Source organism: Enterobacter cloacae complex sp. I1M, assembly GCF_014982425.1.
In the GTDB taxonomy this organism is placed as follows: Bacteria; Pseudomonadota; Gammaproteobacteria; order Enterobacterales; family Enterobacteriaceae; genus Enterobacter; species Enterobacter intestinihominis.
Genome location: NZ_JADCLG010000013.1, coordinates 37793 through 60207 on the forward strand (window position 1 = coordinate 37793; position 22415 = coordinate 60207).

Genomic DNA, 22415 nt, shown 5'->3' on the forward strand with positions numbered 1-22415 from the left:
GAAACGGACAGGAACGCCACATTCGCGATGGCTGGGGGGCGGGTATAACTAACAGACACCCAATCGACATGCGAGGAAAGCGTTATGCGTTATCAAAAACTGGGCAATACCGGACTGTTTGTTTCTGAACTCTGCCTCGGCACCATGACCTTCGGCGGCGAGGGCGGCATGTGGGGCAAGATTGGCCAGCTAAGGCAAAACGAAGCCGAGCAGCTGGTGGGCCGCGCGCTGGACGCGGGCATCAACTTTATCGACACTGCCGACGTCTATTCGGAAGGACGCTCGGAGGAGATCCTCGGGCAGGCGCTGAAAAACCTGAACGTTCCACGTGAAAACGTGGTGGTCGCCACAAAGGTGTTTGGTGAAACGGGCACGGCGGGAGTGAACTCACGCGGCGGCTCGCGCTATCACATTATCGACAGCGTAAAGGAGAGCCTGCGCCGCCTGCAGCTCGATCATATCGATCTCTATCAGCTGCACGGTTTCGACCCCGCGACCCCCATTGAGGAGACGCTTTACGCACTGGATAACCTTGTACAGCACGGTCACGTGCGATACATCGGCGTCTCGAACTGGACTGCGTGGCAGATTGCCAAAGCGCTCGGTATTTCTGACCGTCTTGGGCTGGCGCGTTTCGCATCGTTGCAGGCGTATTACACCATTGCCGGACGTGACCTGGAGCGCGAGCTGGTGCCGATGATGCAGAGCGAAGGCGTCGGATTGATGGTCTGGAGCCCGCTGGCGGGCGGCCTGCTGAGCGGAAAATACGGTCGTGACGGGCAGAGCGAAACCGGAGGCCGCCGTCTGGAATTTGACTTCCCGCCGGTGAATAAAGATCGCGCCTTCGACTGCGTGGACGTAATGCGCGTCATTGCCGAGCGTAAGGGCGTCTCCGTGGCGCAAATCGCGCTGGCATGGCTGCTGCATCAAAAAGCGGTGACCAGCGTCATTATTGGTGCGAAACGCGTCGATCAGCTGGACGATAATATTGCCGCCACCGGGATCCGTTTAAGCGAAGATGAGCTTAAACAGCTTGATGCCGTCAGCGCGCTGCCGCGCGAATATCCAGGCTGGATGCTGGAGCGGCAGGGGGAATACCGTCGTAGTCAGCTCGCGCAGCAGTAACCTTCCTTTTCCCCGGTGGCGCTTCGCTTACCGGGGCTACTATCTCTGGTCTTTATTTCAACCCACCTCACAAAAAATGCTCCTTCTCTTTGCCTGATGTTTGATCTCGATCTATATGACTAGTCATGAAATTTAAATGACTAGTCATATAGGGAGCAATCATGAACAAATCACTGCCAGCCAACTTTTTATGGGGCAACTCGGTATCCAGCATGCAGACGGAAGGGGCATGGAATGAGGGCGGGAAGGGGATGTCGGTATATGACATTCGGGAAGCAGGAGAAAACATCTCCGACTGGAAAGTGGCGACCGACTCCTACCACCGCTACCGGGAAGATTTCGATCTGATGCAGGATCTGGGCATGAACTGCTACCGCTTCCAGATCTCCTGGAGCCGCGTCTGCCCGCAGGGTGACGGCGAGTTCAACGCCGAAGGTATCGCGTTTTACGACAGCTTTATTAACGATCTGCTCGCCCGCGGTATTGAGCCGATGGTCTGCCTCTACCACTTCGATATGCCGCTGGCGCTGGCGCAGGAGTACAACGGCTTCAACGACCGCCGGGTGATGGAGGCCTTTATCCGCTACGGCAAGAAGATGATCGACTGCTACGGCGATCGCGTGAAGTACTGGCTGACCTTCAACGAGCAGAACATTTTCCATATGCCGGAAGCTTTTCGCATTTCCGGTTACATGAAAGGCGAGCAAACCCTGCGCGAGCTGTATGAGCTTCAGCACCATGCGATGGTGGCGCACATGACTCTGACCGAATACCTGCACCAGACTAAGCCAGGCAAGCTGATGGGCGGCATGCTGGCGCACCAGTTGATTTATCCAGCCACCTGCAAACCGCGCGATATCTTCTGCGCCCAGCAGTACGACGAATTCCTCAACCAGAACCTGCTGCGCGTCTTCGCGGGACAGGGCTACAGCCCGGCGGTGATGGCGGTGGTGGAGCAGGAGGGCTTCGGTGATATCTACCGCGCAGACGATCTCGCGCTGTTTGCGCGCACGAAGAACGACTTTATGGCCTTCAGCTATTACGCCAGCAAAACGCTGGACAGCGATGCCATCCCTGAAGGCACGCCGGTGAACCATTACCTGCTGCATGGCGAGAAAAATAACCCGTACCTGAAAGCCACCGAGTGGAACTGGCAGATCGACCCGCTGGGCTTTCGCACCATCATCACCCGCTATGCCAACGACTGGCGGATGCCGGTATTCCCGATTGAAAACGGCATCGGCGTGATCGAGTCCTGGGACGGGGTAAACCCGATCGAGGACACCTACCGCATCGACTACCACCGGGCGCACATCGAGGCGATGAAAGCGGCAATATTCGAGGACGGGGCAGAGGTAATGGGCTACCTCGGCTGGGGCTTAATCGACATTCTCAGCTCGCAGGGTGACATGCGTAAGCGCTACGGCGTGGTCTACGTCAACCGTGAAAATCACGACCTGAAAGACCTTAAGCGCGTGCCGAAGAAGAGCTACGCGTGGTTAAAACAGGTTATCCATACTAACGGACGCGAGATGTAAGCCGTACGCTGCCGGGCCGTTTTTGTGACTGATTGATGGGAATACTCCGCTATGTCTGAAACAAAAATAACACCGCACATGCAGTCTTTTGTCGATAAATTTGTTGAGTTCTCGGCGCGCCTGGCAAACCAGGTACACCTGCGATCCCTGCGGGACGCTTTCGCCACGGTGATGCCGATTTTCATCCTCGCCGGTCTGGCGGTGCTGGTGAACAACGTCGTGTTTCCATGGGTGCTGGAAGGCGACACGCTCACGCAGTTTAAGGTGTGGGGCGAGGCGATTATCAACGGCACGCTGAACATCGCCGCGCTGCTGCTGGCACCGATGATCGCCTGGTCGCTGGCGCGCAACAAAGATTTCGACAATCCGGTCTCGGCAGTGGTTATCGCCGTCAGCAGCTTCATCATCATGATGCCGATGCGCTTACAGATTACGCCTGTCGGCAGCGACGCCACGGTGAACGTCACCCAGGTGCTGACGTTCGCCAATATCGGCTCCACCGGGATTTTCGCCGGGGTGCTGATTGGGCTGCTCTCAACCGAGCTGTTTATCGCCATTTCACGGCTGAAGGCGCTGCACATTTCGCTGGGGGAGAACGTGCCTCCGGCGGTGAGCAAATCCTTTACCGCGCTGATCCCGACAATCCTCACGCTCTCACTGTTTGCGGTGCTGGCGGCCATACTGGCGAACGTGCTGCATACGGATCTGATCCATCTCATTACGACATTCATTCAGCAGCCGCTGCGGCTGATCAACACCAGTCTGCCCGGGACGATCTTCATTTACAGCTTCGGTAACTTCCTGTTCACGCTCGGTATTCATCAGTCGGTAGTCAACAGCGTGGTGTTGGAGCCGTTTCTGCTGATCAACACCAACGAGAACATGCTGGCCTTTGCCAACGGCCAGCCGATCCCACACATCATCAACAACATTTTTGTGCCGACCTTTGGCATGGTGGGCGGGACGGGCAGCACTATCTCATTGCTGATCGCTATCTTCATCTTCTCAAGACAGAAATCAGCGAAGCAGGTGGCGCGTCTGTCACTGGCGCCGGGTCTGTTCAACATCAACGAGCCGGTGATTTTCGGCCTGCCGATTGTCTTTAACCTGCCGCTGATGATCCCGTTTGTGCTGCTGCCCGCCATCGGGATTTACTTTGCGTGGCTCTGTACCACGCTGGGTCTGATGTCGCGCTGCGTGGTGATGATCCCGTGGACCACGCCGCCGATCCTCAGCGCCTGGCTGGCGACGGCGGGGGACTGGCGGGCGGTGGTGGTGCAGTTGGCAATCATCGTATTTGGTGTATTCTTCTACCTGCCTTTCCTCAAGGTGGCCGAGCGAGTGGCCTTGAAAAACAGCGGGACAGAAAACTAATTTAAGGAAGGAAGATGGCGGCGAAGTACATCACCATAGCGCGGGAAATTAAGAAACGCATTATTACCCAGCAGTACGCCGCCAATGAACCGTTGCCGGACCAGTTCGCGCTGGCGGCGGAATTCAGCACCAGCCGGATGACCATTCAGCAGGCGATGCGTCAGCTGATCGTAGAAGGGCTGGTCTATACCCGGCAGGGACAGGGCACGTTTATCCGCAAAAATTTCCTCCAGCTTTCTCAGTGGGATCTCTCCGGCAGCGACTACTTTGGGGCGACCAAAACCTGGGAACATTTAGGCACGGTGACGAGCCAGGTGGTGCACTTCGAACTTCGCTTCCCGAACGAGAAAGAGCAGGCCTCGCTGATGATAAATCCGGATACGCCGATCTATGACTTCATCCGTCTGCGTTTACTCAACGGTGAGCCAATGTCCCTGGACGCCACGGTGATGCCGCTCAATCTGGTGCCCGGGCTGAACAAAACCCATCTTGAAAGTTCGGTATTCCGGTATGTGCAGGAGATGCTGGGGCTGAAGATCATGGGATCGTATCGTGTGGTGCGGGCGCTGAAGCCCAGTGCGCTGGATATGCAGCATCTGGTCTGTGAGCCAACCGACCCGGTGCTGGAGGTGGAGCAGGTGATCTATCTGGAAGATGGTACGCCGCTGGAGTACGCCCATTGTCACTATCGCTATGACCATGGCGGCATCGTAATTGTGAATAACGGATAAAAAAAAGCGGGCCTCGAGGCCCGCTTTGTTCGTGCTCGCGATTAGTTCAAACGCACCGGCATACCGGAACGGTTCTGAATCGCCTGGTCAACGATGGTCGTGTCAACATCCGCCTGAGAGGTAACGGACTGCACCGCGCTGGTCAGCTTAATCGGTACGATTTCGTTGTTGTTGATCTGATCTTCGCTGGTGGACAGCGGGTTATGCACTTCAATGTAACGGCTGCCGTCCGGCTCTGACGTCGCTTTCACCGGTTCGTTAATGAACTGCACGCGCGTACCGACCGGCACGTTATCGAACAGGAATTTGATGTCTTCATTACGCAGACGTACGCAGCCGTGGCTTACGCGCAGGCCGATACCGAAGTTGGCGTTGGTACCGTGGATGGCATACAGACGACCAATGTACAGCGCGTACAGACCCATCGGGTTATCCGGGCCAGCAGGCACAACGGCCGGTAGCGGTTCACCGGCAGCAATGTACTCAGCGTGCATTTTGGCGGTCGGCGTCCAGGTTGGGCCCGCTTTCTTACGCTCCACTTTGGTGGTCCAGTTCAGCGGGGTGTCTTTACCCAGCTGACCGATACCGATAGGCAGCACGATCACGGTGTTGGTGCCTTTCGGGTAGTAATACAGACGCATTTCGGCGCTGTTAATCACGATACCTTCGTGCACGGTATCCGGCAGGATTAGCTGCTGTGGAATGTTGAGTACGGTACCCGCTTTCGGCAGATACGGGTCAACGCCCGGGTTCGCTTCCAGCATGTTAGACAGGCCGAGCTGATACTGCGCCGCGAAGTATTCCAGCGGCTGAGTGTTACCTTCCGGAACCGTCACCACCTGGTTTTCACCCACCAGACGGCTTCCGTCTGTCGGCAGGGGATACGTCACCGCAGACGCGGTCTTACAAAAACCTACTACGGCTAACGCCGCCGCAAAAAGCGTTGTTAATTTCATGTTCATGTTATGCGAGGTATCTAAGCCATTCTGGCGATGAGTTGAGAAGTCTGAATCTGTAATGGGAGCGCATTATATGTGCATTCCCGTTAACTGGGAATTCAGATGTGTACGAAATCACATTTTTTTCGATTTTGTTAAAGTTTAGTGGATTGCCGCAACACAGGATCTCAATTCGGAATTGTGGCATAATGCCGCGTTTATCACACTTTTCGCAGGAATCTCTCCGTGTTAGTTACCAGCAACGTCACTATGCAGTTTGGCAGTAAGCCGCTGTTCGAAAATATTTCCGTCAAATTTGGCGGCGGCAACCGTTACGGCCTGATTGGTGCCAACGGTAGCGGAAAATCCACCTTTATGAAGATCCTCGGCGGTGACCTGGAGCCGACGCTGGGCAACGTGTCGCTCGACCCGAACGAGCGTATCGGTAAGCTGCGTCAGGATCAGTTCGCCTTCGAAGAGTTCACCGTGCTCGACACCGTGATCATGGGGCATGCGGAGCTGTGGGAAGTGAAGCAGGAGCGCGATCGTATCTACGGTCTCGCTGAGATGAGCGAAGAAGACGGTTACAAAGTGGCCGACCTGGAAACGCAGTACGGCGAAATGGACGGTTATTCTGCGGAAGCGCGTGCGGGCGAACTGCTGCTGGGCGTCGGCATTCCTGTTGAACAGCATTATGGTCCGATGAGCGAAGTTGCGCCAGGCTGGAAGCTGCGTGTGCTGCTGGCGCAGGCGCTGTTCTCTAATCCAGACATCCTGCTGCTCGACGAACCGACCAACAACCTGGACATCGACACCATCCGCTGGCTTGAGCAGACGCTGAACGATCGCGACAGCACCATGATCATCATCTCGCACGACCGTCACTTCCTTAACATGGTGTGTACGCACATGGCGGATCTGGATTACGGCGAGCTGCGCGTTTATCCGGGCAACTATGATGAGTACATGACGGCGGCAACCCAGGCGCGTGAACGTCTGCTTGCCGACAACGCCAAGAAGAAAGCGCAGATTGCGGACCTGCAATCCTTCGTCAGCCGCTTCAGCGCTAACGCCTCTAAATCACGCCAGGCAACGTCGCGTGCCCGTCAGATCGACAAAATCAAGCTCGAAGAGGTAAAAGCCTCCAGCCGTCAGAACCCGTTCATTCGCTTCGAGCAGGACAAGAAGCTGTTCCGTAACGCGCTGGAAGTGGAAGCCCTCACCAAAGGCTTCGATGAAGGCCCGCTGTTCAAAAACTTCAACCTGCTGCTGGAAGTGGGCGAGAAGATTGCTATCCTGGGTGCCAACGGCGTGGGTAAATCCACTATGCTGAAAACTCTGGTGGGCGAAATGCAACCGGATAACGGTACCGTGAAATGGTCTGAAAATGCGCAGATTGGTTACTACGCGCAGGACCATGAATATGAGTTCGAAAACGATCTGACCGTCTTCGACTGGATGAGCCAGTGGAAGCAGGAAGGCGACGACGAGCAGGCGGTACGCAGCATTCTGGGGCGTCTGCTGTTCAGCCAGGACGACATCAAAAAGCCCGCCAAAGTGCTCTCCGGTGGTGAAAAGGGCCGTATGCTGTTCGGCAAGCTGATGATGGAAAAACCGAATATCCTGGTGATGGACGAACCAACCAACCACCTGGATATGGAATCGATCGAATCCCTGAACATGGCGCTGGAGATGTATCAGGGCACCCTGATCTTCGTCTCTCACGACCGTGAGTTCGTCAGCTCCCTGGCGACCCGCGTGATCGAAATCACGCCAGAGCGCGTGGTGGACTTCACCGGTAACTACGAAGATTACCTGCGCAGTAAAGGTATCGAGAGTTAAAAAAATAGCCGGGTGGCGGCTTCGCCTTACCCGGCCTACGCTCTATCCCCTCTCCCTGTGGGAGAAGGTTAGGGTGAGGGCATCAGGCCGCACTAAACCACCCACTCGCCCCCTTCAACCCCGTTCACCCGCAGCGTACGTTTTTCCCCCGTCGGTAATGACACCTTCAGTGCCTTCCATGCCGGACGATAGTCGCCGCGCGCATACACCTTCAGGTTGATACTTGCGCCGTCGCACACCATCTCCCATTCCACCCACAGCGCATTGCCGTTCAGGTAGCCCCAGCTTTCGCCGTCATCCTCAAACAGCAGCCCGGAGGTGGTGCCGACGCCTTTCACCGGGAACAGTTTTAGCTCACGGGTATCGTCTTTATCGGCGCTCACGTGACGGATGCGTTCGCTGAGCGGCAAACCGGCCCCTGCGCGCACCAGAAGCGGCAGCTTTTCCAGTGGCGCATCAAGGACGATCGATTGCCCGCCCGCATACCACGCGTGGGTGTAAAAATCGTACCAGCCGGTTTCGTTATCCGGCAGCCAGACGCGGCGCTCGCGCTGCCCGGCTTCGACGACGCTGGCCACCAGCAGGTCACGGCCCAGCAGGAAGTCGTCGCACTCTTCAAAGGTCTGCGCATCGTGCTCATGATCGAGGAAGGTCGGGCGCAGCATCGGCTCGTCGTCGGCGTGCGCCTGCCAGAGCAGGGTGTAGAGATACGGCAGCAGGCGATAGCGCAGTTCAATGGCGCTGCGAATCGCAGGGGTCACGCCCGGGTACATCCACGGTTCGTTCACGGTGCGATCGTCATTCCACGAGTGGATGGTAAAGCGCGGATGCATCACGCCGTTCTGTACCCAGCGCACGAACAGCTCGGCATCCGGCTTGTCGCCGGAGAAACCGCCGACGTCGTGACCGACGTTGAACAGTCCGGACAGGCTCATGCCCAGGCCCATGCGGATGTTGTAGCGCAGGGTGTCCCAGTTGGTACGGTTGTCGCCGCTCCAGGTCTGAACGTAGCGCTGCATTCCGGCACAGCCGGAGCGGGAGATCAGATACGGACGTTTATCCGGCGCAAAGCGCTGCTGTGCTTCCAGCGAGGCGCGCATCATCAGCAGCGGCATCACCGGGCGAATATGCTTGATGGCGATCTCCTGGCCGAAGCCATAGCAGCGCGCTTCCCCGTCCCACACTTCATACTCGTTGTTGTCGTTCCAGGTGGAGTCGATGCCCATTTCCAGCAACTGCGTGGTCACGCCGTTCTGCCACCACTGCACCGTCTGCGGGTTGGTGAAGTCGAGATGCGATCCTTCGTCATCCCAGAAGCTGGAACGTTCAGGCGCATCGGTTTCTGAATCGCGAATGAACAGGCCGCGTTCCGCCACTTCGCCGTAGCGGGGATGATCCTGCAACAGACACGGCTTGATGTTTGCCGCAAGCCGCAGCCCCGCGTCGTGGAACGCCTGGCTCATCACCTTCGGCTGCGGCACTTTGTCGTAGTTCCAGTTAAAAACGTAGCGCTTGCCGTTAATCGAGGTATAGCCGGAGGAGAGCTGGAACGAGTCGCACGGAATGGCATGCTCATCGCACAGGCGGATGAAGTTCATCAGCTGGTCCTGCGCGTCCGGCGCGTCGGTGTAGTGCATGGTTGAGCCGCTGTAGCCCAGGCTCCACTTCGGTCCGAACAGCGTTTTCCCCGTCAGGCGCACGAAGGCTTTCGTCACGTCCAGCACGCGCTTGCCGGTGAAGAGGTAGTAGTCAATATCGCCCGCTTCCGCCTGCCAGCGGCGGTAGGCGGTGTGATAGTTGTCGATCTCGTTACCCAGATCCAGCCAGCAGCTGCTCAGGTTATCGTAGAACAGGCCGTAGCTCACGTCATCGCGACGGGTGAGGGTGAACGGGATGTGCTTGTACAGCGGATCGGTGCTGGCGGCGTTATAGCCCATCGCGTCCAGGTTACGCATCTCATAGCGTTTGCCGTTGCGCTGTAAATCCCCCGCTTTCTCACCCAGACCGTAAAAACGTTCATCATTGCGACGGCTGAGATAGTGCGCCACGCCGTCACCGTGGGCGTTCAGCAGGTAGGCGCTGGTCGGGCGGTCATTGACCAACGGCTGCCACTCGCCCGCTTCATTGCGGTAGTGCCACTCCAGCCACAGGGGCTGGTGGACGGTGACGCGCAGCTGTTCGGTCGCTAAGGTTAACGCATCGCCCTGCTGCGTCAGTGTCCAGGCCGGGCAGGTGAAGCCGCTAACATCGTCACGACGGCGGCCTTCCCACGGTACGTCTTGTTCCGGCGCGATGCTCCAGGTGCGGTCCAGCGCCAGCTGGCCTTTACGCTTGATCAGCACGCGGAACAGATTCTCTTCCAGCACATACAGGCACAGACGGTGCTGGTTATCCACCAGCAGTTCCAGATGATTCGCTGACTGCGTATCGATGGTCCAGTTTTTCAGGGTTTTCATATGCAATACATCCACTATCAGGCGCGCTTGGCGCGACGTTCAGCAATAAATGCCACCAGGAAGAAAGCGCCAATCAGGTCAAAGAAGCCCATGGCGATAAAGAGCGGGTTGAAGCCGATTTTGTCGGCGGTCACCCCAATCAAAAGAGAGAACAGGAAGCTGGCGATCCACGCCGCCGAGCCGCGCATGCCGTTAACCGTCGCCATCTGGCCCTTGTCGAACGACTCCACGACCAGCGCGCTCAGCATGCAGGAGATAATCTGGTGGCCGAAACCGCCGATGGAGATCAGCACGATGGTGATATACGGGTCGCGGGTCACGGCCACAACGGCCAGAGAAATCATCAGAAACGCGCCGGTCACTGAACTTGCCACCACCGAGTTGACGCGGGTGCAGCCGAACCAGCGGGTGTAAAGCCGGGTGAGGTAGCCGCTCGCCACGCTGCCGAGGTCGGCGGCGAGGAACGGCAGCCAGGCGAACATCGCGATCTGTTTCAAATCCATGCCGTGCTCTTTGGCGAGGTACAGCGGCACCCAGAAGCTCAGCACAGCCCAGGCGGGTTCCGCCATAAAGGCCGGAATGGCGATACCGTAGAACCGTTTGTTCTTCGAGACGGTTTTCAGCGCGGTCAGAAAGGGCAGCCTGACCGGTGCGGGTTCGTTATCCTGTTTGATAAACGCCAGCTCGTCGCGGCTCAGGTTCGGGTGTTGCTCCGGGTTGTGATAGAAGATCCACCACAGGATCACCCACAGCAGCGCCAGCACGCCGGTAAACATAAACGCACCCTGCCAGCCGAACGACGCATGAGCGAAGTAAATGATTGGCGGAGCCAGCATCGCACCGATGGAGAAGCCCACGCCCGCCCAACCGGCGGCAACAGGACGCTCTGATTTCGGGAACCATTCACCGATGGTTTTGGCGTTCGCTGGCGTGGCGGCGGCTTCGGACGCGCCCATAAAGAAGCGCAGGATCGCGAGATGCAGCCAGCTCCCGGCACCTGCGTGGAAGATACACATCAGCGCCCAAATCCCGGCGCAGACCATAAAGCCAATCTTGAGGCCGATAACGTCAATCAGCCAGCCGCACAGGGGCTGGAAAATGGTATAGGCGATCTGGAACGCGCCGACGATCCACGAGTATTGCTCGGTGGTGATACCAAGGCTCTCTTTCAGCTCGGGGGCGAGAATACCTAACGAGTTACGGGTGATGTAGTTTACGGTCACGCCAAGAAGAAACAGCACCAGTACGTACCAGCGCAGATTCTTAATGACGCGACGGGTTTTGCTTGTCGCAACGGTGTTGTTGATGTCCTGACTCATTTTCTTCTCCACAAGACGGACGGTAAGGGACAAAGGTTCAGGTGTCACACAGCGTCAGGCGTTTGAAAGTTATCTGTTTTAGAGTGCTAAGCTGCTATACAACTAGTATGGAAGTTGTGTGACAGGTTCACCTTAAGAGAGAAATTGAGCAGGAAATAGTGGATTTTGTGCAAACTTTCTCATAACCGAGGTTTAATTTTCGGCATTATGGCCTTCTCGCAAGTTATTACCTGATAAAGATGTTGTGAAAATTTTTTCATTTCACATCCGGAGCCAGATCACAAAATGGATAAAAGGCTTAAAATCACCGAAATCGCCGCCCGTACCCGGCTCTCCATCAGCACCGTTTCCCGCGTGCTGGCGGGGAAGGCAAACACCAGCGAAAAAGCACGGGCAACGGTGCTGGCATGCGCGCGGGAGCTGGGGGTAATAGAGGGCATGGCGGCGGGGCGTCTGCTGCTTAACAGCCTGATGGTGTTTGCCCCGCAGCGGGCGTTTGACGAGCGGTCTGACATCTTTTACTACCGTGTCATCCAGAGCGTGAGCAAAGGGCTGGCCTCGCACGAGGTTCGCCTGCGTTACTGTGCGCTGGAGGAGAACGACAGCGACGCCCAGCTGTTTCTGGCCCGCATGAACGAAGTGGACACCCAGGCGGCGATCCTCCTCGGTATCGACGATCCGCATATCCACGATCTGGCGGTAGACGTGGGCAAACCCTGCATGCTGATTAACTGCCGGGACCGCCACATGCGCCTGCCCGCCGTCGCGCCGGATCACCGCGCCATTGGCGAGCGGGCGGCGGAGTACCTGTTCGAGATGGGGCACCGGGAGGTGATGAATGTGCTGTGTTTGCGTCGCTATACCATGGAGCTGCGCCTGTCGGGGATCCGCGACGCGTGGCACGGCCATAACCTCAGGTTTAGCGACCGGCGCGATCTGCTGATGGTGCCAAGCTTCAGCGCCAAAGAGACGGAGCAGCTGGTGAGTGAGTGGCTTCACCAGCAAAAAGGGAAAGATCTGCCGACGGCGTTCCTGGTGGGCGGCGACTTTATGGCGGCGGGGACCATCAGCGCCCTGCAAAAACACGGTCTGCGCGTGCCGCAGGATGTCTCGGTGATGAGCATTGACGGGTTTAATCTCGCGGCGATTCAGGATGTGCCTCTGACGGCGGTGCATGTCCCGCGCGATGAGCTGGGAACAGAAGCGGTATATATGCTCCAGCAGCGGCTGATGCGCCCGGACGCGCCGGTCGGAACATTGCTGCTGAACGGCACGCTGGCCGTGCGGGAATCGGTACGGCGGATACGTCAGGGAAAACGACGCACCGCCGTTGAGCGGGAAGGGCTTTACGACAGTTAAGCCATGCCCAGCGCGCGCTTGCCGTGGATGTTCAGATCGTTCACGGTGAAACGGTCCTGCCAGCTTTTCTCATAATCCTCGCGCGGGAAATCTCCCGGTGACGCGCCGGTTTCCAGCGCTTCCTTGACCTTTTTCGCGTAGGCGAGGTTTTTCTCGCACATCGGCGCGGCAGGAATATACATCACGTTGCCCCAGCCCTGTTGGTTTTCCACCGGCGCGACCGAGTGGATCACATCGCAGTGCCACCAGACAGAATCACCGGCTTCCAGCGCGGGAATGCTGGTCAACGCTTCGATGAGCAGCGGATGCCACTTCTCAGAAATCGGCAGCACGCGCCCCGGCGCCACGCCGCACAGTTCGTCTTCCGGCACGTCGTCCAGCAGCGGACGCAGCAGAATGTAAGCCATCGCTTCCGGGATCGGCACCACGTGCAGCAGCCCCTGGCCGGGGATCATGTCCGACAGTGCCGTCCAGCCCTGGAAGGTGCGGAACACGGAGCATTTGGTGGTGTTATCCACCGTGTACTCTTCCACCTCGGTACGGTGCGCAGCATTCCACGGATCGTATTTCTCAACGTTGCCGTCAAACACGCGGGCAAAGACCTGCTGATAAGCGGGCAGCAGCCAGCGCTCCAGCGCGCCGGAATCGGTGTGTGCGCCAAGGCCTTTCGAGGTTGTTCCTGGTGGGCGGCGGCGAATGCGGTCCGGATAAATTACGCTCACGTCCGGGTCGAACCACTGCTTACCGTTGCTCTCAAATGTCCATAAACGGTTCAGGAACGACTGTACCTGTGCCATCTCTTCACTCTGGCGCGCCTGCATTTGCGCCTGAGACCAGTAGATCGGATAAATCTCCGGGCGAGAGGCCGTTAAGGTGCCGAAGAAGTTATCGCCGGGTCCTTTGTAAACCTCGTCAAACTTATTCAGATCGAGGTAGTCGAGCATCGATTGATCCCATGCCAGCGCCTGCTCGCGCGGGAAGTGGCTTTTGATCACCGCGCAGCCGCGACGTTTAACCGCTTCGCGCTGTTCGGCGGTGATCGTACCGTTTTTCACATCCGTAAAGGGGATTACCGGCCATACGGATTCACCTTTATTTTTAAGGGCATTAATTTCCGCCACGCGGGCGGCGATTTTGTCGCTAAGCCGGTCGAACACTGCCTGCAGGTCACCGATCTGGGCCCGTAGCGCGCGTTTCATCTGACGAATTGCCGCTTTGTGGTCCGCTGGCAACGTTTCGCTGGTAAAGGTCATAACTGCCTCGTATCTTTCATTCGAAAGTAAAAGTGTCTACAAGTGATACTTTAAGTTAAAAATAAGTTAATGCAAGTTTAAAACCTTGACGGGCGCCACAGGATGGAAAAAGAGTGAAGGGGCCGGAGTGAGGCTCCGGCAGGTAGGGGATCAGACGTCGAACGGGGAGTGGGCGTCGAGCACGGCCTGAATCACATTCAGCGCGCCCTGATGGTTGTTATCGTCGGTAGTGTAACGGCTGACCGTTTTAATGCTTTCTGCCGCATTGCCCATCGCAAATGAATATTTCACCAGCTTCAGCATTTCCGCATCGTTGCCACTGTCGCCAATGCCGACGCACGCCTGCGGGGAGACTTTCCAGCGTTTCAGCAGACGACTGATGCCGTTGGCTTTGTGCAGGCCCGGGATAATCAAATCGACAAAACCGAAGCCGCTGGTAACCGGCTTCATGATGCCGTCCAGGGAGACATGCAGTTTATCGACCAGGTTCGGGATATCGCTGTCTGGCAGGTTCAGGGAGAATTTAAACAGCACGTCGTCAATGTCGCGGTAATCGCTGATGGGTTTTAAGCGATGGTAGTGTTTCGACATCAGCTTCACGAACGCTTCTGGAGCCTTATCGCTGACGTACGCGCTCTCCAGCCCGCAGGCCACAAAATTCAGCCCTTTGTCTTTCAGCAACTCGCCAATGACGATCTGCGACTCATGACGCGTTAGCTCACCGTGGAAAATCTGTTCGCCGTGGTCGAACACCAGCGCGCCGTTTTCCGCGACGAAGGAGATCTGATCTTTCAGCTCCGGGAAAAAGGAGATGAGCTGGTAATACTGGTTGCCGCTGGCGACAACAAATTCGATGTTACGGGCTTTAAGCTGCTCAAACTGTGCCTGGAAGCGGTCACGATCGTACTGCTTGGCATCATCAAGGAAAGTTCCGTCCATATCGGTGACGATAACTTTTACGGTCATACTGTGCTCCTGGGTCACTGCGTTTTGAAACATTCTAATAACAAGGTGACGGGGAGCACAAATTTAATTTCGAATGAAAGTTAGAAAGCCGGGTGGCGGCTTCGCCTTACCCGGCCAACGGGGAGACAATGTAGGCCCGGTAAGCGAAGCGCCACCGGGCGTTTTTTTACAGTGTATGCTCGGTACGGGCAATAATATCGTCCTGCGCATCCGGTGACAGGGCGGTGAAGAACGCCGAGTAACCCGCGACGCGCACCACCAGGTCACGATACTGATCAGGGTGTTTCTTCGCTTCCAGCAGCGTTTCGCGCGAGACAATGTTGTACTGAATATGCCAGCCTTTATGCACCTCGAAGAAGGTGCGCAGCAGCACCATCAGCTTCTGGCGATCGCTGTCGTTTTCCAGCGTCGACGGGTTCAGCTTCTGGTTAAGCAGCACGCCGCCGAGGATCGCTTCCGTCGGCAGTTTACCCACGGAGCCAATCACCGCCGTCGGGCCGAGGTGGTCGGTACCGGAGGCCGGGCTTGCCCCTTCCGCCAGCGGGGTGTGCGCTTTACGTCCGTCCGGCGTCGCCATGGTTGCTGCGCCAAACGGCACGTTTGCGGAGATAGACGACGTGCCCGCGTAGTAGTTACCCCCAATCGGGCCACGGCCGTAGCGTGGGTTGTGATACTGCTTCAGTTCTTCAATGTAGGTTTCGTAGGCACGGGTCAGCAGCAGGTCCACGCTGTCGTCGTCGTTGCCGTACTTCGGCGCGCCGTTGATCAGGCGCTGGCGCAGCTGCTCGTGGGTCAGCCCCTCGAAGTCATCCGCCAGCGCCGCCGCCAGCTGTTGCTGACCGATAACGCCCTGGTCAAACACTAGCTTCTTCACCGCGGCCAGGCTGTTACCGAGGTTGGCGATCCCCACCTGAAGGCCGGAAACCCAGTCGTACTTCGCGCCGCCCTGCTTAATGCTTTTCGCGCGTTCGATGCAGTCATCCACCAGCGCCGAGCAGAGAATGTCGTGGACGTTCTCTTCCAGCATGGTGTCCACCACGTACTCGATCTCAATGGATTTGCGGGTGTAGTAGCGGATCTGGTTATCCCACGCCGCCATCACTTCGTCGAAATTGCCGAAATTACCGGCCGAAAGCGCTTTTTCCTGCGGCAGGAATACCTGGCCGCTGGTGGCATCGCGACCGCCTTCCAGCGCTGCCAGCATCACGCGGGCAAAGTTGATAAAGCTCATGCCGGTGCAGCGATAGCCCCACTTTCCGCCGACGGCGGTTTCGATGCAGCCAATCGCCGCATAGTCATAGGCATCGTCCCGTTCCACGCCGAGCTTGATAAATTCCGGGATGACGATTTCATCGTTGTTAAACGCCGGCATCCCGAAGCCGCAGCGGATCACCTGCACGCAGGCGTCGAGGAAGTCGTTGCTCATGCCAGCGTGGTAGCGCACGCTCAGGTTTGGCTGGGTGGAGCGCAGACGGCCGCAGGATTCCAGAATTGCGTAGGAGAGCGGGTTGACCGCGTCCATTGGCTCGCCGTTGACCAGCTTCTGGCCGCCGATGGTGACGTTCTGATACAGCGGGCTGCCCGCAGAGGCTTTGGAGTGCGAGCCGGAGCGGATTTTGTTCACCTCCAGCAGCTTCAGCCAGCAGCTGTGCAGCAGCTCGATGGCGTGCTCGCGATCCAGGCTCTGGTCCAGCTCCACGTCGCGGCGATAGTACGGGTAAAGGTACTGGTCCATACGGGCAAAGGAGACGGAGTGACCGTTGGACTCAATTTGCAGGATCAACTGAATGAAGTAGCACAGCTGTAGCGCCTGCCAGAAGGTTTTTGGCGGCTGGTGGGCGATGATGTCGCAGTTTTCCGCCATCGCCAGCAGCTCGTCGCGGCGGCTGTCGCGGGTTTCGCTGGCGGCCATCTCACGAGCCAGATCGGCGAAGCGCCTGATGTGCAGGCTTACGGCTTCCAGCACGATATCAATGGCTTTCAGGAACTGATCGCCGTGCAGATCGTCCAGTACCGTCAGGTTGATGCGCGAGCGGCGCTCGGCTACTTTCGCGCGCAGGCCGTCGAGCCCTTTCTCCAGCACCAGCGGGAAATTCACCGCCAGGTGTGCGTCACCGGAGGTCATGTTGCCTTCCGCTTTGATGATGCCGGTTTCCAGCAGGCCCTTCTGCTCGTCGGTAAACATACCGTAGCAGCGATCCTGTACCGTCTGGCCGCGCCACCACGGGCAGATTTCATGCAGAACGCGTTTATTCTCTTCGCTCACCGCAAAGCCTGCACCTGGACGGTCCGCCAGATCGTCAATCTCTTTCTCAATCCAGGAGACGGTATATTCCGGGAAGATCGGCGCGGCACGCACTTCGCTGGCCTGGTTACCGATAATCAGCTCGTCGTGCTTGATCCAGATGGTACGTTTTGCCAGGTGGTGGGCGAGGGCCAGCGCGCGACGTACCGGGATCGGCTTGTCCAGATGCTGCTGATACATTTCGGTATAGTGCTGCGCGCGTTCGGTACAGACCGGCGGCTTAACGATATGCACCAGAGCCGTTTTGTGCGCCTTGATGCGCTCGCTGAGGGTGTTGAGATTCAGGGTGGTCATAAGTTTATCCTCGTAAGGTCGCGGTTAACCCTTTCTGGCAGGCATACTGCTGCGCGAAGTCCAGCAGGGCAGGGTTATCCAGCGGTTTGTCAGGGGCAGAGTAGGGTTGGCCGAGCAGGGTGTATTTGTTCATGCCCAGCGTGTGATACGGCAGATAATGAATATCATCGACGCCGAGTTCATCGGCGGCGAAGTTGGTAATGGCGGTAACCGACGCTTCATCGGCGTTAAAGCCCTGGATCAGCGGCACGCGGATGGTGATCTTCTTCCCGACGGTAGCCAGGCGCTTCAGGTTGTCCAGGATCCGCTTAGCAGAGCCATCGGTCCACTGCTTGAACACCTCGCCGTCGACATGTTTCAGGTCCGCCAGGAACAGATCGACATACGGCAGTGAAGGCTCGATATAATGCCAGGGCACGTGAAGGCAGGTTTCAACCGCAGTATGAATGCCTTGTTCATGGCTGGCTTTAAACAGGGCGTGCGCCAGGTCAGGATTCATAAACGGCTCGCCGCCGGAAAGGGTGATCCCGCCGCCGCTGCGGTCGTAGAAGGGCTTGTCGCGCAGCACGGTGGCCATAATCTCCTCCACCTGCTTCTCTTCACCGCAGACGGTAAGCGCCTGCGTCGGGCAGCAGTCGGTGAGGGCAGTGAGCGTCTTTTCACTTAATTTTTCACGATGGATGATCAACCCGTTCAGCGCACGTTCAACACACCCTGGCGCGGCCTGCTGACACAGGTCACAGCCGTCCAGACACAGACGGGCGTCAAACAGGACGTCCCGCGTGCGGGAGCGGCTTTCCGGGTTCTGGCACCAGCGACAGCCCAGCGAGCAGCCTTTCAGGAACACCACGGTTCGAATACCGGGGCCGTCGTGGGTGGAGTAACGCTGTATGTTGAAGATCATTTTTTTGCCCTCTGATTACATATGAAGATTAAATTACTTTCGAATGAAAGTTATCTTGATGTGGGTCAATTCATGAGCAGGTTTTCTCGTGATAGGGTAAATGCAGGCTAATTTTGAGGGTGACATCATGGAACTTTATCTCGACACATCCGACGTTGCGGCAGTCAAAAAGCTGGCGCGTCTCTTCCCGCTGGCGGGCGTGACCACTAACCCAAGCATTGTGGCGGCGGGTAAAACCCCCCTGGAAGAGTTGCTGCCCGCGCTGCACGACGCGCTGGGCGGCAAGGGCCGGCTGTTCGCCCAGGTGATGGCGAAGACCGCCGAGGGGATGGTGGAAGACGCACGTAAGCTGCGCGCGATAATCAATGACCTGGTGGTGAAAGTGCCCGTGACCGCTGAAGGGCTGGCGGCGATCAAAATGCTGAAAGCAGAAGGGATCCCGACCCTGGGTACCGCGGTATACGGCGCAGCGCAGGGGATGCTCTCCGCGCTGGCGGGTGCTGAGTATGTAGCCCCTTACGTGAACCGCGTGGACGCGCAGGGCGGGGACGGGATCCAGACGGTGATTGAACTGCAACAATTGCTGACGCTGCACGCACCGCAGTCAAAAGTGCTCGCCGCGAGCTTTAAAACCCCGCGCCAGGCGCTGGACTGCCTGCTGGCAGGGTGCGAGTCCATCACGCTGCCGCTGGACGTGGCGCAGCAGTTTATTACCTCTCCGGCAGTAGATGCGGCAATTGTGAAGTTTGAGCAGGACTGGCAGGGGGCGTTTGGGCGGACGTCTATTTGATGCTGTTGCCGGGTGGCGCTGACGCTTACCCGGCCTACGATTTTCTCCCTCTCCCTGTGGGAGAGGGCCGGGGTGAGGGCATCAGGCCGCAGCAGGGTTTAACCTCCGCACACCTCACACCCCGGATTACGCATCAGCTTCATCTCGCGGAACTGACAGGTCATCGCGTCATATATCACGATTTTGCCCGCGGCGGGCGTGCCGTAATGCGCCAGCACCTTAATCGCCTCCATCGCCTGCAAGGAACCAATCACCCCAACCAGCGGCGCCATCACGCCCGCCTCGACGCAGGTCAGCGCATTCTCGCCAAACAGACGGCTCAGGCAACGGTAGCAGGGCTCTCCCTCAGCGTAGGTGAAAACGCTGATTTGCCCCTCCATGCGGATGGCCGCGCCGGAAATTAGCGGCGTTTTATGGGCAAAGCAGCCCGCATTGAGCTGGTTGCGAATGGCGACGTTATCGGTGCAGTCCAGCACCAGGTCATGCCGTGCAATCTGCGCAAACAGCGCGTCGTCATCCAGCATCGCGTCAATCAGGGTGAACTGAACGTTGGGGTTAATTCGCGCCAGCGCCGTGCGCGCAGATTCCACTTTCGGCTGACCAACCGTCGCGTCGCTGTGTAGCGTCTGGCGTTGCAGGTTCGACACCGACACGGTATCGAAATCCAGCAGCGTCATGCGGCCGACGCCCGCCGCAGCCAGGTATTGCGCCGCCGCGCAGCCCAGCCCGCCAAGGCCGACAACCAGCACGCTGGCCGCCTTGAGCGCTTCCTGACCCTCGAAATCAAACCCGCGCAGCACGATCTGGCGGTTGTAGCGCATCATCTCCGGGTCGCTCAGTTCCACCGTCATGTCAGCCTCCGAACAGGTGGTTAAAGCGTTCCACTTCAACCCATTCGCCCGCCTCAACGTGGCCGCGATCGCGCTCCAGCACGATAAAGCAGTTACCCTGGCTGAAGGAGCTAAAGATGTGCGAACCCTGATGCCCGGTGGTGCTCACCTCCAGCTCGCCATCGGCGTTGCGCGCCAGAATGCCGCGCTGGAAATCGAGACGGCCCGGAGATTTTTTGAGGCGCGTTGCCGCCCGCACGCGCACACGTTCCGGCAGCGGGTCGGCATTGTTGCCTGAAAGCTTCGCCAGCAGCGGGATCACCAGCTGGTAGAAGGTCAGCGCGGCAGAGACCGGGTTACCCGGCAGGCCACAGAACCAGCTGTGCGGAAGTTTGCCAAACGCGAACGGTTTGCCCGGTTTAATCGCCAGCTTCCAGAAGGCGATTTCACCCAGCTCTTCAAGCAGGGTTTTGGTGTAATCCGCTTCGCCAACCGATACGCCGCCAGAGCTGATCACCACGTCGGCAGAGGCGTCCGCGTCGATAAACGCCGTGCGCAGTTTCTCCGGATCGTCAGGAATGATGCCGAGGTTAATCACCTCGCAGCCCAGTTGCTCAAGCATCAGGTGCACCGCCAGACGGTTGGTGTCGTAAATCTGCCCCTCGTTCAGCGGCTGACCCGGAAGCTGTAGCTCGTCTCCCGTTGAGAACACCGCCACGCGTACCTTGCGGACAACGTCAATCTCCGCGATGCCAAGCGATGCCAGCACCGGCAGTTCGGCGACCGTCAGTTTTTGCCCGGCGGCAAAGACCGTTGCGCCGAGGGTAATGTCTTCCCCGATGTGGCGGATATTCTGTCCCGCTTTGACGCTGGCGGTAAAACGCACGCCGTCGTCCGTTAGTTCGGTCTCTTCCTGCATCACCACGGCTTCACAGCCCTTTGGCACCGGCGCGCCGGTCATAATGCGCACGCAGGTGTCCGCTGGCCACTCACCGTTGAACGGCTGCCCGGCAAAGGCTTTACCTGCCACCGGCAGCGGCTGACCCGTTTGCAAATCCGCCAGACGTACGGCATAGCCGTCCATCGCCGCGTTATCGAACCCCGGCACGTTCAGCGGCGAGACGATATCGCGCGCGGCAATACGGCCAAAACAGCGCACAAGCGGCAGCGTCTCAACGTCGTGCAGGGGAGTAATACGATCAAGCATCTGCGAGAGTGCCGTCTCAAGCGGCATCAGTCCGGCGGTAAAATCCATGGTGGGCTCCTGCGGAGTAACAACGAAAGCGCTCATTATGGCAGAAAAGTGCGGCTAACTGTATGACCCGATGGGTGTAAGCTTTACATCACAGTTGCGTCTTTCTATATTCAAAAATCATCTGAAGATTCGTCGACGATAATGATATTTATAGAAAAAGCAGCCAGCCAGGCTGATGGGTGATGCGAAATGAGTAAAGCGGTTATCGCAATTCATGGCGGTGCCGGGGCAATCACCCGTGCACAGCTCAGTCCCGAGCAGGAGAAGCGTTATATTGATGCGCTGAACGCCATTGTGGAAACAGGCCAGCGCATGCTGGAAGCGGGCGAAAGCGCGCTGGACGTGGTGACCGAAGCGGTGCGCCTGCTGGAGGAGTGTCCGCTGTTTAATGCCGGTATTGGCTCGGTCTTTACGCGCGATGAAACGCATGAACTGGATGCCTGCGTGATGGACGGTATCACCCTGAAAGCGGGGGCGGTGGCGGGCGTCAGCCGACTGCGCAATCCCGTACTGGCCGCGCGTCTGGTGATGGATCAAAGCCCGCATGTGCTGCTGACCGGGGCGGGGGCGGAGAAATTTGCCGTCGAGCACGGGATGGATACGGTCTCGCCCGATCTTTTTTCCACCGAGGAGCGTTACCGGCAGTTGCTGGAGGCCCGTACAGCGGGGATGACGCAGCTGGACCATGCCGCGCCGCTCGATGAACGCAGCAAAATGGGCACGGTAGGCGCGGTGGCGCTGGATAAAGCCGGTAACCTCGCCGCCGCGACGTCGACAGGCGGTATGACCAACAAGCTTCCCGGACGCGTCGGCGACAGTCCGCTGCCGGGGGCCGGGTGTTACGCTAATAACGCCACGGCGGCGGTGTCATGCACCGGAACCGGCGAAGTGTTTATCCGCGCGCTGGCGGCCTACGACATTACCGCGCTAATGGATTACGGCGGATTAAGCCTGAGTGAGGCCTGCGAGCGGGTGGTAATGGAGAAACTGCCAGCCTTGGGCGGAGAAGGTGGCTTAATCGCGGTGGATCGGGAGGGCAACGTGGCGCTGCCGTTCAACAGTGAAGGGATGTACCGGGCGTGGGGGTATGCCGGCGATGCGCCCAGCACAGGCATTTATCGTGAATAAGGGGGCAT

At 58.0% G+C, this 22415-nt stretch carries 17 protein-coding genes; 8 read left to right on the forward strand and 9 right to left on the reverse strand.

Annotation, left to right across the window (positions count from 1 at the left end; translation table 11 throughout):
• Nucleotides 1-84: 84 nt before the first annotated feature.
• The 4 genes from INF86_RS08065 to INF86_RS08080 all read left to right on the forward strand — a co-directional run bounded on the left by INF86_RS08065 (nt 85) and on the right by INF86_RS08080 (nt 4768).
• Nucleotides 85-1125: an aldo/keto reductase gene (locus tag INF86_RS08065; RefSeq protein WP_063146190.1), complete on the forward strand. Its 1041-nt coding sequence runs from the start codon at nt 85-87 to the stop codon at nt 1123-1125.
• Between the two features lie 161 nt (nt 1126-1286).
• Nucleotides 1287-2663 carry a glycoside hydrolase family 1 protein gene (locus tag INF86_RS08070; RefSeq protein ID WP_063146189.1) on the forward strand — a complete coding sequence of 459 codons (1377 nt, stop codon included), beginning with the start codon at nt 1287-1289 and terminating at the stop codon, nt 2661-2663.
• 51 nt (nt 2664-2714) lie between these two features.
• Nucleotides 2715-4037, forward strand: a complete 1323-nt coding sequence (locus INF86_RS08075; RefSeq protein WP_063146188.1) for a PTS sugar transporter subunit IIC — start codon at nt 2715-2717, stop codon at nt 4035-4037.
• Between the two features lie 14 nt (nt 4038-4051).
• Nucleotides 4052-4768 carry a GntR family transcriptional regulator gene (locus tag INF86_RS08080; protein WP_058646141.1) on the forward strand — a complete coding sequence of 239 codons (717 nt, stop codon included), beginning with the start codon at nt 4052-4054 and terminating at the stop codon, nt 4766-4768.
• A 41-nt stretch (nt 4769-4809) separates the two neighbouring features.
• Here the strand turns inward: INF86_RS08080 and ldtB are convergent, their stop codons facing one another.
• Nucleotides 4810-5730 carry a L,D-transpeptidase gene (gene ldtB, locus INF86_RS08085; RefSeq protein ID WP_003858435.1) on the reverse strand — a complete coding sequence of 307 codons (921 nt, stop codon included), beginning with the start codon at nt 5728-5730 and terminating at the stop codon, nt 4810-4812.
• 222 nt (nt 5731-5952) lie between these two features.
• On the opposite strand from ldtB, the gene INF86_RS08090 reads away from it, so the two are divergent.
• A complete protein-coding gene (locus INF86_RS08090; protein ID WP_022647534.1) occupies nt 5953-7548 on the forward strand; it encodes an ABC-F family ATPase in 1596 nt (531 codons plus the stop codon).
• Between the two features lie 92 nt (nt 7549-7640).
• Here INF86_RS08090 and INF86_RS08095 read toward each other — a convergent pair whose 3' ends face one another.
• On the reverse strand, nt 7641-10004 hold the full coding sequence (locus tag INF86_RS08095; protein WP_193543409.1) for a TIM-barrel domain-containing protein: 2364 nt from the start codon (nt 10002-10004) through the stop codon (nt 7641-7643).
• A gap of 17 nt (nt 10005-10021) precedes the next feature.
• Nucleotides 10022-11323 carry an MFS transporter gene (locus tag INF86_RS08100; RefSeq protein ID WP_023299659.1) on the reverse strand — a complete coding sequence of 434 codons (1302 nt, stop codon included), beginning with the start codon at nt 11321-11323 and terminating at the stop codon, nt 10022-10024.
• Nucleotides 11324-11608: 285 nt separating this feature from the next.
• Between INF86_RS08100 and INF86_RS08105 the strand changes: the two genes are divergently transcribed.
• Nucleotides 11609-12682, forward strand: a complete 1074-nt coding sequence (locus tag INF86_RS08105) for a LacI family DNA-binding transcriptional regulator (RefSeq protein ID WP_032676354.1) — start codon at nt 11609-11611, stop codon at nt 12680-12682.
• Here the strand turns inward: INF86_RS08105 and INF86_RS08110 are convergent.
• The 4 genes from INF86_RS08110 to INF86_RS08125 form a co-directional block, all read right to left on the reverse strand.
• Complete coding sequence (locus tag INF86_RS08110; RefSeq protein ID WP_150311957.1) at nt 12679-13935, reverse strand: DUF1479 domain-containing protein; 1257 nt, start codon at nt 13933-13935, stop codon at nt 12679-12681. The two genes, INF86_RS08105 and INF86_RS08110, sit on opposite strands and share 4 nt — an antisense overlap.
• A 150-nt stretch (nt 13936-14085) precedes the next feature.
• Entirely contained in the window at nt 14086-14901 is an 816-nt protein-coding gene (locus tag INF86_RS08115; protein WP_063850244.1) for a Cof-type HAD-IIB family hydrolase, read from the reverse strand.
• Between the two features lie 166 nt (nt 14902-15067).
• A complete protein-coding gene (locus INF86_RS08120; RefSeq protein WP_046618562.1) occupies nt 15068-17500 on the reverse strand; it encodes a formate C-acetyltransferase/glycerol dehydratase family glycyl radical enzyme in 2433 nt (810 codons plus the stop codon).
• A 4-nt stretch (nt 17501-17504) separates the two neighbouring features.
• Nucleotides 17505-18404, reverse strand: coding sequence for a glycyl-radical enzyme activating protein (locus tag INF86_RS08125; protein ID WP_193543410.1), 900 nt, complete (start codon nt 18402-18404; stop codon nt 17505-17507).
• Between the two features lie 127 nt (nt 18405-18531).
• Between INF86_RS08125 and fsa the strand changes: the two genes are divergently transcribed.
• A complete protein-coding gene (gene fsa / locus INF86_RS08130) occupies nt 18532-19194 on the forward strand; it encodes a fructose-6-phosphate aldolase (RefSeq protein WP_193543411.1) in 663 nt (220 codons plus the stop codon).
• A gap of 98 nt (nt 19195-19292) precedes the next feature.
• Here the strand turns inward: fsa and moeB are convergent, their stop codons facing one another.
• Both moeB and moeA read right to left on the reverse strand, forming a co-directional pair.
• Nucleotides 19293-20045, reverse strand: coding sequence for a molybdopterin-synthase adenylyltransferase MoeB (gene moeB / locus INF86_RS08135; protein WP_063138198.1), 753 nt, complete (start codon nt 20043-20045; stop codon nt 19293-19295).
• A gap of 1 nt (nt 20046) precedes the next feature.
• Nucleotides 20047-21279, reverse strand: a complete 1233-nt coding sequence (gene moeA / locus INF86_RS08140; protein WP_022647544.1) for a molybdopterin molybdotransferase MoeA — start codon at nt 21277-21279, stop codon at nt 20047-20049.
• Between the two features lie 189 nt (nt 21280-21468).
• Between moeA and iaaA the strand changes: the two genes are divergently transcribed.
• Complete coding sequence (gene iaaA, locus INF86_RS08145) at nt 21469-22407, forward strand: beta-aspartyl-peptidase (RefSeq protein ID WP_023299667.1); 939 nt, start codon at nt 21469-21471, stop codon at nt 22405-22407.
• The last annotated feature ends 8 nt before the right edge of the window (nt 22408-22415 follow it).

Excerpts from the sequence above, each read along its gene's own strand:
- INF86_RS08065 (WP_063146190.1), top strand. The coding sequence starts at position 85 with ATGCGTTATCAAAAACTGGGCAATACCGGACTGTTTGTTTCTGAACTC.
- INF86_RS08070 (WP_063146189.1), top strand. The coding sequence starts at position 1,287 with ATGAACAAATCACTGCCAGCCAACTTTTTATGGGGCAACTCGGTATCC.
- INF86_RS08075 (WP_063146188.1), top strand. The coding sequence starts at position 2,715 with ATGTCTGAAACAAAAATAACACCGCACATGCAGTCTTTTGTCGATAAA.
- INF86_RS08080 (WP_058646141.1), top strand. The coding sequence starts at position 4,052 with ATGGCGGCGAAGTACATCACCATAGCGCGGGAAATTAAGAAACGCATT.
- ldtB (WP_003858435.1), bottom strand. The coding sequence starts at position 5,730 with ATGAACATGAAATTAACAACGCTTTTTGCGGCGGCGTTAGCCGTAGTA.
- INF86_RS08095 (WP_193543409.1), bottom strand. The coding sequence starts at position 10,004 with ATGAAAACCCTGAAAAACTGGACCATCGATACGCAGTCAGCGAATCAT.
- INF86_RS08100 (WP_023299659.1), bottom strand. The coding sequence starts at position 11,323 with ATGAGTCAGGACATCAACAACACCGTTGCGACAAGCAAAACCCGTCGC.
- INF86_RS08105 (WP_032676354.1), top strand. The coding sequence starts at position 11,609 with ATGGATAAAAGGCTTAAAATCACCGAAATCGCCGCCCGTACCCGGCTC.
- INF86_RS08110 (WP_150311957.1), bottom strand. The coding sequence starts at position 13,935 with ATGACCTTTACCAGCGAAACGTTGCCAGCGGACCACAAAGCGGCAATT.
- INF86_RS08115 (WP_063850244.1), bottom strand. The coding sequence starts at position 14,901 with ATGACCGTAAAAGTTATCGTCACCGATATGGACGGAACTTTCCTTGAT.
- INF86_RS08120 (WP_046618562.1), bottom strand. The coding sequence starts at position 17,500 with ATGACCACCCTGAATCTCAACACCCTCAGCGAGCGCATCAAGGCGCAC.
- INF86_RS08125 (WP_193543410.1), bottom strand. The coding sequence starts at position 18,404 with ATGATCTTCAACATACAGCGTTACTCCACCCACGACGGCCCCGGTATT.
- fsa (WP_193543411.1), top strand. The coding sequence starts at position 18,532 with ATGGAACTTTATCTCGACACATCCGACGTTGCGGCAGTCAAAAAGCTG.
- moeB (WP_063138198.1), bottom strand. The coding sequence starts at position 20,045 with ATGACGGTGGAACTGAGCGACCCGGAGATGATGCGCTACAACCGCCAG.
- moeA (WP_022647544.1), bottom strand. The coding sequence starts at position 21,279 with ATGGATTTTACCGCCGGACTGATGCCGCTTGAGACGGCACTCTCGCAG.
- iaaA (WP_023299667.1), top strand. The coding sequence starts at position 21,469 with ATGAGTAAAGCGGTTATCGCAATTCATGGCGGTGCCGGGGCAATCACC.